This window comes from Rhodococcus sp. DK176 (assembly GCF_038447315.2).
GTDB lineage: Bacteria > Actinomycetota > Actinomycetes > Mycobacteriales > Mycobacteriaceae > Rhodococcus_F > Rhodococcus_F jostii_A.
In genome coordinates, this window is sequence record NZ_CP118321.2 from 2,995,187 (window position 1) to 3,012,338 (window position 17,152).

Below are 17,152 nucleotides of genomic sequence, written 5' to 3' on the forward strand. Positions count from 1 at the left end.
TCACAGCGGCCGGACAGACGTACACCTTCCCGGTTCACGCACCCCCGCCCGGAGCCGACGGGGTGTTTGCCGCCTGCCGCGACGGCGATCTGCTCAACCCCACTCTCGGTCGCATCCCACCTTTGCAGAGAAATGCGAATCCATCACCGCAGGTAAGAGCGATTTTCACCGCCGCTCTTGAAAACGCTCGTTATCAGCGCTACCTTCGTCATAAGGTTAGACCAAAAGAATTTCGCGGACGGTCTCCCGTTCCGCGTGCAACAGGAAAGGACCAGTAGGTCGATGAGTGACTTCACGAGTGAGTTCACGGATGTGACGTACGAGGTCGAGGACGGACTCGCCTGGATCACGATCAACCGGCCCGACCGGTACAACGCGTTCCGAGCGCGGACCGTCGACGAGTTGGTGAAGTCGTTCAAGAAGGCGTGGGGCAGCTCCGAGGTCGGGGCGATCGCGCTGACCGGAGCCGGCGAGAAGGCGTTCTGCTCCGGTGGCGATCAGAAGCAGCGGATGGAAACGGGTGACTACGGCCCGTCCGACAGTGGACTGTTCGAGGTCGAGGCACTGCACCGGGTGATTCGGGACGTGCCCAAGCCCGTGATCGCCGCGGTCAACGGTGTCGCAGTCGGTGGCGGGCACGTGCTGCACCTGCTGTGTGACCTGTCGATCGCCGCCGAGCACGCCATCTTTGGGCAGAACGGCCCGCGCGTCGGGTCGTTCGACGCCGGCCTCGGCACCGGTTACCTGGCGCGGGCAATCGGCGAGAAGCGGGCGCGGGAGATCTGGTTCCTCTGCCGGCGCTACAGCGCCGAGCAGGCCCTCGACTGGGGCCTGGTCAACAAGGTGGTGCCCGGTGACCAGTTGCGGGCTGAGGTCCGCGCGTGGGCCGACGAGATCCTGCAGCTGTCGCCGACGTCGCTGAAGGTGCTCAAGCAGTCCCTGAACGCCGACACCGAGCACTTCATCGCGCAGGGCAACATGGCCTACTCGACGCTCAAGCTGTTCGGAGAGTCCGCCGAGGCGATCGAGGGCATCAGCGCGTTCAACGAGAAGCGCAAGCCCGACTTCTCGAAGTTCCGCGGCGCCTGACGGATCAGGGAGGCGGGCATACCCGGTCCGCCTCCCGCCGGCCGCGTCGACCCGAACCCCTCCCCCCACGCGAGAGAGCTGACGCCGCTATGCGTTTCACCAGAGAACAACGAGAATTCGCGGCTGCCGTCCGCGAGTTCTGCGACGCCGAATGCAAAACCCTGCAGCAGCGCGACCTGCTGACCGACGGCGGCACCCTGGCCAACAGCCCCGTCATTCTCGACAAGTTCGCCGGCCTCGGCTGGCTCGCCGTGTCGCTGCCGGAGGAGTACGGCGGCGGCGGCGCCGGAATGGTCGAGGAATGCATCTTCCTCGAGGAGTCTGCACGCGGCCTCGCCCCCATCACCGCCTACTCCACCGGTCTCACCGCCGCCCAGACGTACTTGCGCTACGGCACCGAGGAACAGAAGCGCACGATCGTCGGCAACATGGCGTCCGGCAAGCTCGAGGCGATCGCCCTCAGCGAGCCCGGTGCGGGTTCCGACCTCGGTGGTGTCCGGATCAAAGCGGAACTGGTCGACGACCACTACGTCATCAACGGGCAGAAGACCTGGATCTCCGCGGCCCATATCGCCGAGCACATCCTCCTCCTCGCCCGGACCGACACGACCGGTAGCAAACACCAGGGCCTGACCCTGTTCATGGTGCCGACCGACACACCCGGCCTCGAGATCCACGAGATCAAGACCATGGAGGCCCGGACCTGCAACGACCTGTACTTCACCGACGTCGCGGTTCCGGCGAGCGCTGTCGTCGGTACTCCGAACCAGGCGTGGCGTCACCTCATGCGGGGGCTCAGTGTCGAGCGCCTCATCATCGCGACGATGGCACTCGGCGGAGCACAGCGATCGCTCGACGACGTGATCGCCTTCGTCACCGAGCGTGAGCAGTTCGGTCACAAGATCAGCAGTTTCCAGGCCATCCGTCACCGCATCGCGGATCTCGCCACGGAGATCGCCTTCGCGAAGTCGTTCGTGTACGAGGTGGCCGAGCGGATCGATGCCGGCGAGGAAGACAACCTCAACCGCGAGGGGTCGATGGCTAAGCTGAAATGTACCGAGATCGCGAAGAAGACCGCACTCGAGGCGATGCAGATGATGGGCGGGTACGGCTACACCCGCGAATACGGCATGGAGGAACAGGTCCGCCGCTCCCTGGCTCCGCCGATCTACGGCGGCACCAACGAGATTCAGCGCGAGATCATCAGTAAGAGCCTGGGCCTGTAGCCCTCGTTCCCGACCATAGGACCACCGCATGACCACTTCTCCCTTCGCGTCCGACGCCCTCGCGGGCAAGCGCGTGCTCATCACCGGCGGCGGCACCGGCCTCGGCCGCGGCGTCGCCCGGCATCTCGTCGACCACGGCGCCGAAGTCCACCTATGGGGCCGCCGTCCCGCCGTACTCGAGGAAGCCGCGGCAGAGGCGTCCGTCTCCCGGCCCGGCTCGGTCCACTGGCAGACCGTCGACGTCCGCAACGCCGACCTGGTGTCGTCGGCGATGGACGAGATCTGGACGCTCCACGGCCCACTGACCGGCGTGATCAACAACGCCGCCGCGAACTTCATCGCCCCCACCGAATCACTCAGCCCGCGCGCCTTCGAGGCCGTCACCTCCACCGTGATGAACGGATCCTTCAACACCACGCACGCAGCGGGCCGCCGCTGGATCGAAGGCGGGACCAAGGGCGTCGTCCTGTCGACGCTCACCACCTGGGTCTGGAGCGGATCCGCGTTCGTCGTCCCGTCCGCGATGGCGAAGGCCGCAGTGCACTCGATGACGATGTCACTCGCCGTCGAATGGGCGCGCTACGGCATCCGCCTCAACGCGCTCGCACCGGGACCGATCCCGACCGACTACGCGTGGGAGATGCTCAACCCGACCGAAAAGAGTGCCGTCGGCGCGACCCAGGCCGACCAGGTGCCGATGGGCCGGATGGGCACGATGGAGGAACTCGCCAATCTCACCATCTTCCTGCTGTCGGACGCCTGCGACTACCTCACCGGCCAGACCATCGCCATGGACGGCGGTCAGATGCTCGCCGGCCCCGGCACTTTCGCCGGCCTGACATCGATGAGCAACGAGGACTGGGCCACCGCCCGGGAGAAGAGCAAGGCCGCCAGCGAAGCCGCCAAGGCGCAGCGCGGAGTCTGACCCCCCACATACGAGGCCTGCCTGCCGGTGACGACACAGTCCCGGCCGGCAGGCCTTCGCCATGTGCCACGCATTCCGCATCGCACCAGCCGTCCAGGAGAGACATGAGCATCGAGAACATCACCGCGCTTCCGTTCGTCGAAACCGGCGTCGAAGCGCTGTTCCGGGTAGCTCCCGTGACCGGCGACGCGGCCCATGGCAGGACCCACATGCAGACCGGACCGTGGCTGTCCGACGAGTCCGGCCTGCCGTGCCGCGGCGCATTCGGTGTCCTGATGGACGACGTGACCGGCTACCCGATCACCGCACGTTGTCAGGACGGACAATGGGCCGTCACGACGGAACTTCACCTGGACTTCACCCGCGGCCCTGCCCTCGACGGCTCTATCCTGCGGGCGGACAGCACTGTCGTCGCCGTCGACGAGGACGGCGGGGTGGCGACCGGCCGGATCCTCGACGAGAGCGGACGGGTCGTGGCCCTCGGGAGCGCCCGCCTGCGATTCGTCGCCGCGGCGGCGCCCTCGGGATCCGTGCCCGACGACGTCCGTGCACGGGCGACCGCGACGTCGATCGTCGAACTACTCGGCGCCCATCACCGACGGGACAACGCCGGCGCGGGACTGGAACTCGATCCGTCGGAGTCGCTCTGCAATCCGCTGGGTAACGTCCACGGCGGCGTCCTCCTGTGCGCTTCCGAGATCGCGGGCCACTCCGCTGTAACACCGCACGCGGAATTCCAGACGACATCGATCGCCATGGCATTCGTGCGGCCCTGCCCCGGCACCGAGCCGATCACCTTCGCACCCCGGGTGATCCACCGCGGCCACACCTTCGCCGTCATCCACGTCGTCGGACGCAACCGATCCGGAAAGACCTGCACGACAGCGACGGTCACGTGCCACCGCACCTGACCCGATACGACTGAGGCGGTCGGTAACGAGGTCTACTCGTGTACCGACCGCCCGGTGTGCCTTCAGGCCACCGACGGCGCCAACCCTGCCGCGCGGTGTGCCGCGTCGAGGAAGGCACGCACGAGTGCGCCGTCGCGGTAGTACTGGTCGCCTACTCCGGCGACGGCCCGGCGACGTCCGTACTCGTACAGCACCGCCAGTTTCCACAGGGCCAGTGCGGTGTACCAGTTCAGGTTCGACAGGTCGGCACCGGTGGCGGCCGCATACCGCTGAGCCAGTTCGTCGCGGGTGGGATATCCCTCCTCGAGCACGGCCACACCGAGGTCCTCCGTCGGTGTGCGCTGTTCCCCCGCGACGGGATACGACGCGAGGAAGTAGCCGAGATCGAACAGGGGGTCGCCGATCGTCGCGAGCTCCCAGTCCAGCACCGCGGCAATACGTCCCGGGGAGTCGGGACCGAGGATGACGTTGCCGATGCGGTAGTCGTTGTGGATGATCGCCGCACCGGATTCGGCGGGCACGTGGTCGCCGAGCCACGCGTCGATGTCCGCGAACTCCGGCGGCGGTGTCCCGTCCTCGGCCGCGACCAGCCTGCCCATGCGGCGCAGGTGACGTTCGTTGAATCCTTCCGGGCGGCCGAGATCACCCAGTCCGGCGGCCTGCCAGTCCACCGCGTGCAGCGCTGCGAGGGTGTCGATGAGTGCCTCACCGATCCGGCGGCGGTCCGCGGGCGCGCTGAGCGCCGGCGGTGTCTCGATGGTGACCACCGGACCCGCAACGTAGTCCATCACGTAGAACGGCACGTCGAGCACGTCGCCGGTCTGGCCGACGGCGAGGACGTCCGCCACGGGCACGCCACTGCCCGCGAGGCCGCCGACGAGACGCGCCTCCCGCAGCATGTCGTGGGCGCCCGGCGGAACCGGCGGAGGCGGCGGCCGGCGGACGATCACCTGACGAACCCCGTCGGAGACGAGGAACGTCAGGTTGGAATGCCCGTCGCCGATGCGGGCGGTCGTGAGCGGGCCCTCGGTGATCCCGCGCTCGCGCAGGAACGCCTCCAGCGCACCGAGCGTGTCGGGCGTCCATTCCCAGGTCATGCGCTCGCCTCCATCCGTGTCGTCATTCGTAGATTCCTACTGCCCGGTGAAGCGCGGCGCCCGCTTCTCCTTGAACGCGGCGAGCGCCTCCGGCATGTCGTCGCAGCGGGTGAGCAGCGCCTGACCCCGGTTCTCCAACTCCAGCGCCGCCGCGTACGACGTCACTTCCTGGTTCCGTTGCAGCGCACGCTTCGACATCCGGATCCCGCCCGGGGAGTTCGACGCGATGGCCTGGGCCACCGCGACGGCCTCGTCGAACAGGTCCTCGCTCGGCACCACCCTGTTCGCCAGCCCGATTCGGGCGGCTTCCTCCGCGTCGACGAAACGCGCGGTGTACGCGATCTCCGCCGCCCGGCCGGGCCCGACGAGCCGGGTGAGCTGCCACGACGTGCCGAGTTCTCCGACGGACAGTCCGACCTTGACGAACGCCGCGTTGAACTTCGCGGTGGGCGCAACGAGGCGGATGTCGGCGGCCAGCGCGAGTGACAGCCCACCGCCGGATGCGGCACCGTGAATCGCGGCGATCACCGGGAACGGCAGGTGGTGCAGTGCCGCCAGCCCGCCGGTCGCCGTCTCCTGGAACCGGAGGAACTCACGCACACCCATGCGGGTGATCACGGCGATCTCGTCCAGGTCGAAGCCCGCGCAGAACACCCGGTCCCCCGCGCCCCGGATGATCAGGGCCCGCGCGTCGGTGTCACGCAACGCGTACGCCACGGTGTTGAACTCCTCGAACATCTTCACGACCATCGAGTTCATCCGGTCGGGCCGATTGATCGTGAGGACGACGATCTTGCCCTCGAGCACCTCGAGGGTGAGAGTGTCCAACTGGGGCGGCTCGTAATTGCTCAGCACCGCCGTATTCTCCCGCACTTCGGTCTGCGTCATCTGGCTCACCTTCCCGTGAACTTCGGGCTGCGCTTTTCTTTGAACGCGGCCAGCGCCTCGGGCATGTCGTCGCCGCGAGTGAGCAACGCCTGACCGCGATTCTCGAGTTCGAGCGCCGCCGCGTACGACGACACCTCCATGTTCGCGTGGAGCGCACGCTTCGACAGCTGGACTCCGGCAGGCGAATTCACGCTGATCAGGCGGGCCATCGCGAGCGCCTCGTCGAGCAGCGACTCGGCGGGCACGACCGCATTCAGCAGCCCGAGCGACTCCGCCTCGACGGCTTCGATGAAGCGGCCGGTGTAGGCGAACTCCGCGGCCCGCGCCGGACCGATGAGCCTGGGCAGGTGCCACGACGCCCCCAGGTCGCCGGCCGACAGTCCGATCCGCACGAACGCCGCGTTGAACCGCGCGGCAGGCGAACCGACCCGGATATCGGCGGCGAGAGACAGGGACAGCCCGCCACCGGCGGCCGCACCGTTGACCGCCGCGATCACCGGGACCCGGATGCTGCGGATCGCCGAAAGTGCCCGCGCGGCCAGTTCCTGCTGGTCGAGCATGCCCATCGGCGTCATCGACGACAGCCCTTCGGCATCGTCGAGGTCGAAGCCACCACAGAACGCCTTACCGGCACCGGTCAGGATCACGACGCGAAGGTCATGCTCGTGGTCCAGTTGCAGCGCGACCTTCTCCAGTTCGACGAACATGGTGTTCGTCATCGAGTTCATCCGTTCGGGACGATTCAACGTCACGACGGCGATGCCGGGTTCCGGCCGCTCGAGCGTGAACGTCTCCCATGTCGTGGGCTCGGTCACGAGTGCACTCCTTCTCAGTTCGGCGATCCCAGGTGGTCGCCACACGTGTCGTGGTGGTCCGGACGTCAACGGCCCGGCGGGTCAGGTCTCTGCTGCGGCCTCGCGCACCGCGCCCGAGCGCAGCCACTCGGCGCTGCGGTCCGGGTCGATTCCCCAGTCGGTCAGGATCTCGGTGGTGTGTTCCCCCGGCATCGGCGGACGGCGGTCCACTGTGGCGGCCGTCCGGCTGAACCGGGGTGCCGGCGCCGGTTGGACGAGACCGTCGACGTCGACGAACGCGCCGCGGGCGACGTGGTGGGGGTGCGACGGCGCCTCGTCGACGTCGAGGACAGGCGCGATGCACGGCGTCAGCCCCTCGGCGGCGGCGAGCCATTCCGTCAGCGTGCGGCCGCGCACGGCGTCACCGAAGACCTTCTTCATCTGCGGCCATTGCGCGCGGTCGTTCTGGTCCGGCAGGTCGTCGGGCAGTTCCAGCAGCGCGACGAGGTCGGCGTAGAAATGCGGTTCCATGGCGCCGACGGCCAGCCACTTGCCGTCCGCGGTCTCGTAGGCGTCGTAGTAGGGCGCACCGCTGTCGACGATGTTGGTGCCGCGTTCGCCCCACACCCCGGTCTGCGCGAACCCGAAGAACGGCGTCGCGAGGAGTGCGGCGCCCTCCACCATCGAGGCGTCGACCACCTGCCCGAGTCCCGAGCGTTGCCTCTCGAACAGCGCCGACAGGACGCCCAGCGCGAGAAGCATTCCCCCGCCGCCGAAGTCACCGATCAGGCTGAGCGGCGGGGTGGGCGGTTGGCCCTGGCGCCCGATCAGCGACAGGGCACCGCTCAGCGCCACGTAGTTGATGTCGTGGCCGACGTGCTGAGCGAGTGGGCCGTCCTGCCCGAAACCGGTCATGCGGCCGTAGATCAACCCGCCGTTGCGGGGCGCGCAGTCGTCGGGTCCGATGCCGAGCCGCTCGGCGACCCCGGGGCGGAAGCCCTCGATCAGGACGTCGGCGTCCGCGACGAGCGAGAGCACCACCGCGGCGCCGTCGGGATGCTTGAGGTCGACGGCGAGTGACCGGCGACCGCGGTGCAGCAGTTCCGTGCGGAAGTCACCGTTCGGCCCCACCAGCCCCGAACCTGTGGCGCGATCCACGCGAACCACGTCCGCGCCGAGATCGGCAAGGAGCATGGCGCAGAACGGACCCGGCCCAATCGAAGCGATTTCGATCACCTTCAGGCCCGACAGCGGCCCGGTGAACGAGCGTTTCGAGTGATCCCGCACCATCTACCCACCTCCTGCCGATCTTTGGTCTGATAATAATACCTTGAAATCGTTCACGGAGGAATCCCCCCGACGCCGCGGCTGGGCATGCGCGGTGACGACCAGCACGACAGACATCAATACGACGGCGCCCCCGACCATGAGGGCGGGAGTGACGGGTTCGGAGAGAACGGCGGACCCGAGCGCCACGGCCACCACCGGATTCACATACGTATGTGTGGCCACCAGCGACAACGGAGCGTGATGCAGCAGCCACGCGTACGCGGTGAAACCGATGATCGAGCCGAAGACGACGAGGTAGCCGAACGCACCCCACGCGCGGAGTCCGATCGCCCAGTCCAGCCGTTCACCCGTCGCCACCGACGCGAACGACATGGCCGCTCCGGCTGCCAGAAGCTGGTACGCCGCACTGACATACACGTCCCGAGGCAACCGGACCCTCGGCTTGATCCACGACCCGAACGACCAGGACAGACTGGACAGCACGATGACGGCCACGCCGACGATCGGGAGTCCGGGCCGCTCGCCGCCGTGCGGCAACACCAGGATGGCGAGGCCGATCAGGCCCACCCCGACACCCGCCAACTCGAGCATCCGCGGGCGGTCACCGGACAGCGTGCGGTAGAGGCAGATCCACAGCGGCACCATGGCGACGAGTAGCGCCGTCACCCCGGAGGGCACTCCGTGCAGTTGGCCGACCGAGGTCAGGCCGTTCCCGCACGCGAGCAGCAGCACCCCCAGAAACGCCGCACCCGACGCTTCCCGCCGGGTGAGGCGCAGCCGCCGCCAGCCGCCACGACAGGCCAGGAAGGCGGCCATCAGCGCGCCGGCAAGGAGGAACCGCGCACCCATCGAGCCGAGGGGCGGGACTTCGTCGATCACCAGGCGGATCGCGAGATAGATCGATCCCCAGATCACGTAGACGAGGAACAGGGCGAACGCGATCGCACCTCTTCCTACGCGGGCGGACGCCATGGCGTTCAGGAGAAGCGCGGGGCGCGCTTCTCCAGGAAGGCGGTGATGCCCTCCTTCGCCTCTCCGTTCTCGAACAGATCTTGCTCCTGGGCCACCTCGAACCGGAAGCCCTCCTCGAGCGGCGTGTCGAACGACGCGTCGACGGTGCGGATGACGGCGCGCTGCGCGGGCAGCGACATGGTGCACAACTCGGCGGCGAGCGCCAGCGCGGCGTCCGTCGCCGTGCCGGCGTCGACGAGCCGGTCGATCAGCCCGATCGCGTGCGCCTCGGCGGCGAGGACCTGACGGGCGCTGAGCATGATGTCGAGGGCGCGGCCACGGCCGACGAGGCGCGGAAGTCGCTGCGTTCCACCGGCTCCGGGAATGAGGCCGAGCTTGACCTCGGGAAGCCCGAACTTCGCGTCCGCTCCGCCGACCCGCAGGGTGCAGGCCATGGCGAGTTCGAGGCCGCCGCCGAGTGCGAGGCCGTCCACCGCGGCGATCGTGATGCGGTCGGCGGACGCGAGCCGGTCGAGCGCCCCACGGAGTCGATCGCCGTACGCGGTGAAGGACTCCGCGTCCACGGACGACATGTGCTTGATGTCGGCGCCGGCCGCGAAGAAGCCCGGAATGTCGGAGCGGACGACGATCACCTTCACCGAGCCGTCGGCGTCCGCCGCGTCGAGGGCGGCGTTCAGCCCGTCGATGATCGGCAGCCCGAGCGCGTTCGCCGGCCTGCGCTGCAGGGTGATCGTCATGACGCCGGCATCGACGTCGCTCCACGCGACTGCGGGATTTGCGGTTTCCGACATGCACACCATCCTTTTCGGTTCAGTCCCATGTGAGTGGCAAAGAGTGCTCCGGCACCCTTTGCCACTCACGTGGGGTATTGACCCAACCATACTAATTGTCGGACCGAAATGGAAGATCAGGGACGGCGCGGAAACTTCTCGAACTCCGGGCGCCGCTTGGCCTTGTACGCCTCCCGGCCTTCCTTCGCCTCGTCCGTCGAGTAGAAGAGCAGGTTCGCATCGTGGGCGAGTTGCTGGATGCCCGCAATGCCGTCCTCGGCCGCATTGAAACTCGCCTTCATGAGCCGGAGCGCGAACGGCGAGAGCTCGAGCATCTCGCGGCACCACTGCACCGTCTCCCGTTCGAGGTCGGCAAGGGGAACAACGGTATTGACCAAGCCCATCTCACGCGCCTGCTGCGCGTCGTACTGCCGGCACAGGAACCAGATCTCCTTGGCCTTCTTCACCCCGACCAGTTCGGCGAGCAACCCCGCGCCGTAGCCGCCGTCGAACGACCCGACCTTCGGGCCGACCTGACCGAACCGGGCGTTGTCCGCAGCGATGGAGAGGTCGCAGACCAGGTGCAGGATGTGCCCACCGCCGATCGCGTAGCCGGCGACCATGGCCACCACCGGTTTCGGCAGGCGGCGGATCTGGATCTGCAGATCGGTGACGTGGAACCGGCCGACGCTGCCCGCCTTGCCCGGCTCGGTGAGGTAGCCGGTATCGCCGCGCACACGCTGGTCGCCACCCGAGCAGAACGCGTCGGGCCCCTCCCCCGTCAGCACGATGACGCCGACCGAGGAGTCCTCGCGGGCGTCGACCAACGCCTCGGAGATCTCCATCAGCGTCTGCGGACGGAACGCGTTGCGCACCTCCGGACGGCAGATCGTGATCTTCGCGATCCCGTCGCCGCTGTGCTCGTATCGGATGTCCTCGAACTCACCGATTGCCGTCCAGGACACGAAATCCGTTGTATCACCGTTGTTCGTCATGAACCGATCATAGGCACACCCGATAACGATCGTTACCGACCGAGCCCGCGAATGCCGAAGGTGCGGCCCGGAAACCGAGCCGCACCTTCCGTATGGATGTGCCCGTCAGGACATCGTCAGACCACCGCTGACCGACAGGGTCTGGCCGGTGACGAATTCGGCCGCGTCGGACGCGAAGAACGCCACCGCGGCACCGATGTCCTCCGCCTTGCCGAGCCGCTTCATCGGCACGGCGCGAGTCATGCCGCCGATCACCTTGTCGGCCTCCTGACCCGAACTGTCGGCGAACTTGCGGAGCGCAGGAGTGTCGGTCGGGCCGGGGCACACCGTGTTCGCGGTGACACCCTTGGTCGCGACCTCACGGGCGAGGGTCTTGGTGAAGGCGATGATGCCGCCCTTGGCCCCCGAGTAGACGGCCTCGAGCGACGAGCCGACGCGGCCCGCGTCCGAACCGATGTTGATGACCCGGCCCCAGCCGCGCTCGACCATGCCCGGGACGGTCGCCTGGATCACGCGCAGCTGGCCCTTGAAGTTGATGTCCAGGATCCGGTCCCAGAACGCCTCGTCGGTCTTCAGGAACGGCATGAAGTCGTCCCAGCCCGCATTGTTCACGACGATCTCGACGGGGCCGAACTGCTCGGCGACCTGCTTCACCGCGGCCTGCACGGACGCGGTGTCGGTGACGTCGACGGGGACGGCGATCGCCTGGCCGCCGGCGTCGCGGATTCCCGCGGCGGTTTCCTCGGCGACCTCCAGGTTGAGGTCGGCGACCGCGACGCGGAAGCCCGCTGCCCCGAGGGCGTCGGAGATGCCCTTGCCGATGCCCTGTGCACCGCCCGTTACAAATGCGACTCGATTACTCATGTTCTTCTCCGTCTTGTGGTGTTCGTGGTGGAAAGCGGTCAGCGCGGGCTCGCGGCCCATTCGATGGGGCCCGCGACGATCGAGTGACTGGTGAGTTTGCGGCCGAGCACGCTCTGCGCTTCCCGGGCCGCGTCGATGACGCGCGGAAGGTCGAGCCCCGTCTCGACGCCCATTTCGTGGAACATGCTCACCAGGTCCTCGGTGGCGATATTGCCCGTCGAGCCCGCCGGAACGGGGCAGCCGCCCAGCTCCCCGAAGCTCGATTCGAAGCTCGCGCAACCAGCTTCGAGTGCAGCGTACGCGTTGGCGAGGCCCTGGCCACGGGTGTTGTGGAAGTGCGCGGTGACCTCCACGCCGGGCAGCCGGTCGAGCGCCGCCGCGAAGAATTCCGACGCGTACGCCGGGTTGCACATGCCTGTGGTGTCACCGAAGCCGATCTCGGTGGCGCCGGCCTCCGCGAACCGTTCGGCCAGGTCCAGCACGCGGGTCAGGTCGACCTTGCCCTCGAACGGGCAGCCGAACGACGTCGCGATCACGGCGGCGCAGTCGAGGCCCTCGGCGACGATCCGCTTGGCCATGACGTCATTGTCCGCCATCGTCTCGTCGACGGTGCGGTTGACGTTCTTCTTGTTGTGGGTCTCCGACGCGCTGACGAAAATCGCGACCTCGTGGAACTTGTCGCGCACCTTCAGTGCATTGTCCAGCCCCTTGCTGTTGGGGACGAGCACCATCAGTTTGGTGTCGTCGGGGACCTCGATGCGCCCCAGAACCTCGACGCCGTCGGCCAGTTGGGGGATCACGTCCGGCCGCACGAAGCTGGCCACCTCGATCCGGGTGAATCCCGCCCGCCCGAGGGCGTTGATCAACCGCACCTTGTCGTCGGTCGGGATGCGTTCCGGTTCGTTCTGGAAACCGTCACGCGGTCCGACCTCCCGGATCTGGACCTGGTGGGGACGCGTCATGGCGTCGACTCCTTTCCCCTCACTCCGTTGCGGATGCAAGGTCGTACTCCTCGAGATCGAATTCCAGTGTGGGGCGGTGCTCGGGCGCCGCAATGGCGATCATGCGACGCGCACGCTCCCCGAGGGAACACCCGCGCAAGGCCGCGACACCGTGTTCGGTGACCACGAAGTCGACGTCCGCGCGGGCGGTGGTGACCGCCCCGTACTGGAGGGCCGTCTTTATCGTCGACTCCCCGCGCGAATCCGCGCGCATCGCGATGATGGACCGGCCGCCGGTCATCGCCGCCGCGCGCGAGAAGTCCACCTGTCCCCCGACGGCGCCTGCGTAGGTCGTGTTGCGCAGTTCCGCGCCGACCTGACCGGTCAGGTCGACCTCGATCGCCGAGTTGATCGACACGAACGACCGTAGCTGCGAGAGCACCTGCGGCGCATGGGTGTAACTCGCCGGGCGGAAGGCCACCGGAAGACCCGGCAGCCGGTCGTACAGCGCCGCCGTGCCGAGCGCGGCACCCGCCACGTGCAGTCCGGGGTCGATTTCCTTCCGCGCCCCGGTCAGCACACCTCGGTCGATCAGCCGCAGCGCCGCGTCGGAGATCATGCCGGAATGCATCCCGAGGTCCCTGTGTCCCTCGAGTGCGGTGAGGACGGCGGACGGTAGTGTTCCGACGCCGATCTGGATCGTGTCTCCGTCGGCGACGAGATCGGCGACGTTCCGCGCTATCGCCAGTTCCACGTCCGCGGGCTGGCGGTCCGGCGCCTCGAGTAACGGCCGGTCGGTCTCGACCACCGCGGCGAACCGCGACAGCGGAATCTTCGGTGCGCCGAGAGTGACGGGCATGCGCCGGTTGATCTCGGCGATGAGGACCGGTGTGTGATCGAGGGCGTCGGCGATGTAGTCGACACCGACCCCGAGCGAGCAGTTCCCGGCCGAGTCCGGCGGTGACACCTGCACGAACCCGACGTCGCACGGCAGCCGCCGTTCGGCGAACAGCCGCGGCAGGGCTCCGTAGTGGCAGGGCACGACCTCGAGTCGGGCGAGGCGGCGGAGTTCGCCGAGACCACCGTAGGAGACGACAGAGAGTTCGTCGGGCAATTCGCTCGTCAGCCGCCGATTCCAGGTCAGTCCCACGAATGCCCGGACGGGGCCGATCGACGACACCTGGTCGAGCAGGGCGTGGACGAGCGGGGTGGGTTCCGCGCTCGTCTGGCTCCACCAGATTCCGTCGCCGGGCCGGATGTGCGGCGTCAGGTCGATCATCAGTCGATCCGCTGGATCAGGGTCGCCGTTCCCAGGCCGCCGCCGCAGCACATGGTCACCAGACCGATTTCGGCGTCGCGCCGCTCGAGTTCCGCGACGATGGTGGCGATGAGCCGGGCACCGGTCGCGCCGACGGGGTGACCGAGCGCGATCGCGCCGCCGTTGACGTTGACCCGGTCCATGTCGGGCTTCAGTTCCCGCTCCCAGGCTAGGACTACCGAGCTGAACGCCTCGTTGACCTCGAACAGGTCGATGTCGTTCATGCTCATCCCGTTGCGGTCGAGCAACTTCCGGGTCGCCGGGATCGGACCGGTCAGCATGATGATCGGGTCCACCCCGACTGTCGTCTGATCGAGGATCCGGGCCCGGGCCCGCAGTCCGTGCGCGTCGACGGCCTCGCGGGAAGCGAGCAGCACACCGGCCGCCCCGTCCGAGATCGGCGACGAACTGCCCGCCGTGATCCGGCCGTTCTCCCGGAACACCGTCTTCAGCCCGGCCAGGCTGTCCAGGCTCGTTCCGGGGCGAATGGTCTGGTCTGTGGACCGGGTCTCGCCCGCGAGTTCGAGGGGGATCATCTCGGCGTCGAAGCGGCCCGCCTCGATGGCCTCGGTCGCCAGACGATGGGAGCGGACGGCGAACTCGTCCATCTCCTGCCGGGAGATCTCCCACCGGTCCGCGATGAGTTCGGCACTCTCGCCCTGGTTCACGAAGTCGTACCGGTCGCGCAGCGCTTCCGGCCACGGGTCGCCGTACAGTTCGGAGATCTTGGCCGGTGAGTTCATCGGCACGTGGCCCATGTGTTCGACACCGCCGGCCACGACGACGTCGTGGGTGCCGGAGCCGACCAGGGCGGCGCCCATCTCGACCGCGGTCTGGGCAGACCCGCAGCGGCGGTCCAGGACGACGGCCGGGACCTCCGGCGGGTAGCCCACCTGCAGCCAGGCGTTGCGGCCGATGTTGCGGGACTGCTCGCCGAACGGTGCGGTGCAGCCGATCACGAGGTCCTCGACGACGGCCGGGTCGAGGCCGCTGCGTCGAATCAGGTCCGTGTAGACGACGCCGAGCATGTCGTTGGGGTGGGTGTCGCGGAACCAGCCGCGCTCGGGGTGCGATTTGCCCATGGGGGTGCGGGCCGCTTCCGCGATGACGACCTCGCGCGCGGAACGCTGGAAGGGGTTGCGTTTCTCGGCCATCAGATCACCGTTCCGCCGTCGACGGGCAGTACCTGGCCCGTGATGTACGACGCGCCGTCGGACGCGAAGAACACGAAGCTGGACGAGATCTCGTCCGGTTCCGCCCAGCGGCCCAGCGGGATTCGCGCGAGCGTCTTCGCGGAGAGCTTCTCGTTGCTGCGGATGTTCTCCGTCATCTTGGTGGCGGCGAGCGGCGCGATCGCGTTGACCGTCACCTGCTTCTTGGCGAGTTCCCGCGCCAGCGACTTCGTGAGTCCGATGATGCCCGCCTTCGCGGCACCGTAGTTCGCCTGCCCGATGGTGCCCACCAGGCCGGCGGCGGAGGTCACGTTGATGATGCGGCCGCTGCCGTCGGACGGCAGGTACGGGAGGACTGCCTTGCTGCAGACGAAGCTGCCGACGAGATGAATGTCGACGATGCGGCGGAAGTCCTCCTCCTCGAGGTTCGGGAACATCGCCGGTGCGATCGCACCCGCGTTGTTGACCAGGATGTTGAGGATGCCACCGTTCAGCGCGGCGGCCTGCTCTGCTGCGGCGGCCGCCTGATCGCCGTTGCGGACGTCGAGGGCAGCCGACTTCGCCGAACCGCCGGCAGCAGTGATCTCCGCGGCCACGGCCGCCGCGGCGTCGCCGTCGACGTCGGTGACGAGCACGGCCGCACCTGCTCGCGCGTAGGCATGCGCCACCGAGGCGCCGATACCACTGCCCGCGCCGGTGACGAGGGCGGACTTTCCGGTGAGTTCGAACATCAGTAGCTCCTGGGGAGGCCGAGGACGTGCTCGCCGAGGTAGTTGAGAACCATCTCCTGGCTGAGCGGGGCGATCTTGGTCAGACGGGCTTCACGGAAGTACCGGGCCACGTGGTACTCCTCCGAATAGCCCATGCCGCCGTGGGTCTGGAGGGCGCGATCGGCCGCCTGGAACCCGGCGTCGGCGCACAGGTACTTGGCCATGTTGGCTTCGCGGGCGCACGGCTTTCCGTTGTCGTAGAGCCACGTCGCCTTGCGCAGGACGAGTTCGGCGGCGTCGAGTCGGGCGAGCGAGTCGGCGAGCGGGAACTGCAGACCCTGATTCATGCCGATCGGGCGACCGAACACCTCACGCTCGTTGGCGTACTGGACGCCGCGGCGGAGAGCGGCCCGGCCGATACCGAGGGCCTCGGATGCCACGAGCATGCGCTCCGGGTTGAGGCCGTCGAGGATGTACTTGAAGCCCTTGCCTTCCTCGCCCACCCGGTCCTCGACCGGAATCTCGAGGTTGTCGATGAACAGTTCGTTCGACGTGACCGCGTTCCGCCCCATCTTCTTGATCGGGCGGATGTCGACCTTCGAGCGGTCGAGGTCGGTGAGGAACAGGGTCAGACCGTCCGTCTTCTTCTTTGCGTCCTCGAACTTCGTTGTGCGGGTGAGGAGAAGGATCTTTTCCGACTCCATCGCCTTGGAGATCCAGACCTTGCGGCCGTTGACGATGTACTTGTCGCCCTCACGTCGCGCGAAGGTGGTGATCTTGGTGGTGTCCAAACCGGCGCCGGGCTCGGTGACACCGAAGCAGACGTGTAGGTCGCCGTCGACGATCCGAGGAAGGGTGCGCTGCTTGAGTTCCTCGGAGCCGTGCACGATCACCGGGTGCATCCCGAATATCGACAGGTGCATGGAACTTGCGCCGTTCATGCCGGCGCCGGACGCGGCGACTTCCTCGAGCAGGATCGAGGCCTCGGTGATTCCCATGCCGTGCCCGCCGTACGCCTCGGGTGTGGTGATGCCGAGCCAGCCGCCCTTGGCGAACGCGTCGTAGAACTCGGTGGGGAACTCGTGCTCGCTGTCCTTCTCCACCCAGTACTGCTCGTCGAACTTGCCGGCCAGCTCTCGCACCGCATCTCGGATCGTCGCCTGATCCTCGGTCAGATCAAAGTCCACAGC

The 17,152-nt window shown here is 67.9% G+C and carries 17 protein-coding genes; 4 read left to right on the plus strand and 13 right to left on the minus strand.

Annotated features, from left to right (window positions below):
• The first annotated feature begins 282 nt into the window (after positions 1-282).
• The 4 genes from PSR88_RS14175 (at position 283) to PSR88_RS14190 (ending at position 4,151) form a co-directional block, all read left to right on the plus strand.
• Positions 283-1,089 carry an enoyl-CoA hydratase-related protein gene (locus tag PSR88_RS14175; RefSeq protein WP_016882325.1) on the plus strand — a complete coding sequence of 269 codons (807 nt, stop codon included), beginning with the start codon at positions 283-285 and terminating at the stop codon, positions 1,087-1,089.
• 89 nt (positions 1,090-1,178) lie between these two features.
• Complete coding sequence (locus PSR88_RS14180) at positions 1,179-2,315, plus strand: acyl-CoA dehydrogenase family protein (RefSeq protein ID WP_016882324.1); 1,137 nt, start codon at positions 1,179-1,181, stop codon at positions 2,313-2,315.
• 28 nt (positions 2,316-2,343) lie between these two features.
• Positions 2,344-3,240, plus strand: coding sequence for an SDR family oxidoreductase (locus tag PSR88_RS14185; RefSeq protein ID WP_005250892.1), 897 nt, complete (start codon positions 2,344-2,346; stop codon positions 3,238-3,240).
• 104 nt (positions 3,241-3,344) lie between these two features.
• Positions 3,345-4,151 (plus strand): PaaI family thioesterase, encoded by an 807-nt coding sequence (locus tag PSR88_RS14190; RefSeq protein WP_016882323.1) that lies wholly within the window; start codon positions 3,345-3,347, stop codon positions 4,149-4,151.
• 62 nt (positions 4,152-4,213) lie between these two features.
• On the opposite strand, the gene PSR88_RS14195 is transcribed toward PSR88_RS14190, so the two are convergent.
• From PSR88_RS14195 to PSR88_RS14255, 13 genes are all read right to left on the minus strand, one after another.
• The gene (locus PSR88_RS14195) at positions 4,214-5,248 is read right to left on the minus strand and encodes a phosphotransferase family protein (RefSeq protein WP_016882322.1); all 1,035 of its coding nucleotides are present in this window, start codon (positions 5,246-5,248) and stop codon (positions 4,214-4,216) included.
• 36 nt (positions 5,249-5,284) lie between these two features.
• Positions 5,285-6,136: an enoyl-CoA hydratase/isomerase family protein gene (locus tag PSR88_RS14200; protein WP_051004164.1), complete on the minus strand. Its 852-nt coding sequence runs from the start codon at positions 6,134-6,136 to the stop codon at positions 5,285-5,287.
• Positions 6,137-6,141: 5 nt separating this feature from the next.
• A complete protein-coding gene (locus PSR88_RS14205; protein WP_016882320.1) occupies positions 6,142-6,951 on the minus strand; it encodes an enoyl-CoA hydratase/isomerase family protein in 810 nt (269 codons plus the stop codon).
• Positions 6,952-7,032: 81 nt separating this feature from the next.
• Positions 7,033-8,220 carry a CaiB/BaiF CoA transferase family protein gene (locus PSR88_RS14210; RefSeq protein ID WP_016882319.1) on the minus strand — a complete coding sequence of 396 codons (1,188 nt, stop codon included), beginning with the start codon at positions 8,218-8,220 and terminating at the stop codon, positions 7,033-7,035.
• Positions 8,221-9,192, minus strand: a complete 972-nt coding sequence (locus PSR88_RS14215) for an EamA family transporter (RefSeq protein ID WP_016882318.1) — start codon at positions 9,190-9,192, stop codon at positions 8,221-8,223.
• 5 nt (positions 9,193-9,197) lie between these two features.
• Positions 9,198-9,983, minus strand: coding sequence for an enoyl-CoA hydratase-related protein (locus PSR88_RS14220; protein WP_016882317.1), 786 nt, complete (start codon positions 9,981-9,983; stop codon positions 9,198-9,200).
• Positions 9,984-10,099: 116 nt separating this feature from the next.
• Complete coding sequence (gene menB / locus PSR88_RS14225; protein WP_016882316.1) at positions 10,100-10,957, minus strand: 1,4-dihydroxy-2-naphthoyl-CoA synthase; 858 nt, start codon at positions 10,955-10,957, stop codon at positions 10,100-10,102.
• Positions 10,958-11,062: 105 nt separating this feature from the next.
• Positions 11,063-11,821 (minus strand): SDR family NAD(P)-dependent oxidoreductase, encoded by a 759-nt coding sequence (locus PSR88_RS14230; protein ID WP_005250876.1) that lies wholly within the window; start codon positions 11,819-11,821, stop codon positions 11,063-11,065.
• Positions 11,822-11,859: 38 nt separating this feature from the next.
• Entirely contained in the window at positions 11,860-12,783 is a 924-nt protein-coding gene (locus PSR88_RS14235; RefSeq protein WP_016882314.1) for a hydroxymethylglutaryl-CoA lyase, read from the minus strand.
• Positions 12,784-12,802: 19 nt separating this feature from the next.
• Positions 12,803-14,041, minus strand: a complete 1,239-nt coding sequence (locus PSR88_RS14240; protein WP_016882313.1) for an acetyl-CoA hydrolase/transferase family protein — start codon at positions 14,039-14,041, stop codon at positions 12,803-12,805.
• Entirely contained in the window at positions 14,041-15,234 is a 1,194-nt protein-coding gene (locus tag PSR88_RS14245; protein WP_016882312.1) for a thiolase family protein, read from the minus strand. Before PSR88_RS14245 ends, PSR88_RS14240 begins: the two co-directional genes overlap by 1 nt.
• Complete coding sequence (locus PSR88_RS14250; RefSeq protein WP_016882311.1) at positions 15,234-15,983, minus strand: SDR family NAD(P)-dependent oxidoreductase; 750 nt, start codon at positions 15,981-15,983, stop codon at positions 15,234-15,236. The genes PSR88_RS14245 and PSR88_RS14250 overlap by 1 nt, the downstream gene beginning before the upstream one ends.
• On the minus strand, positions 15,983-17,149 hold the full coding sequence (locus tag PSR88_RS14255) for an acyl-CoA dehydrogenase family protein (protein ID WP_016882310.1): 1,167 nt from the start codon (positions 17,147-17,149) through the stop codon (positions 15,983-15,985). Before PSR88_RS14255 ends, PSR88_RS14250 begins: the two co-directional genes overlap by 1 nt.
• Positions 17,150-17,152: the final 3 nt, after the last annotated feature.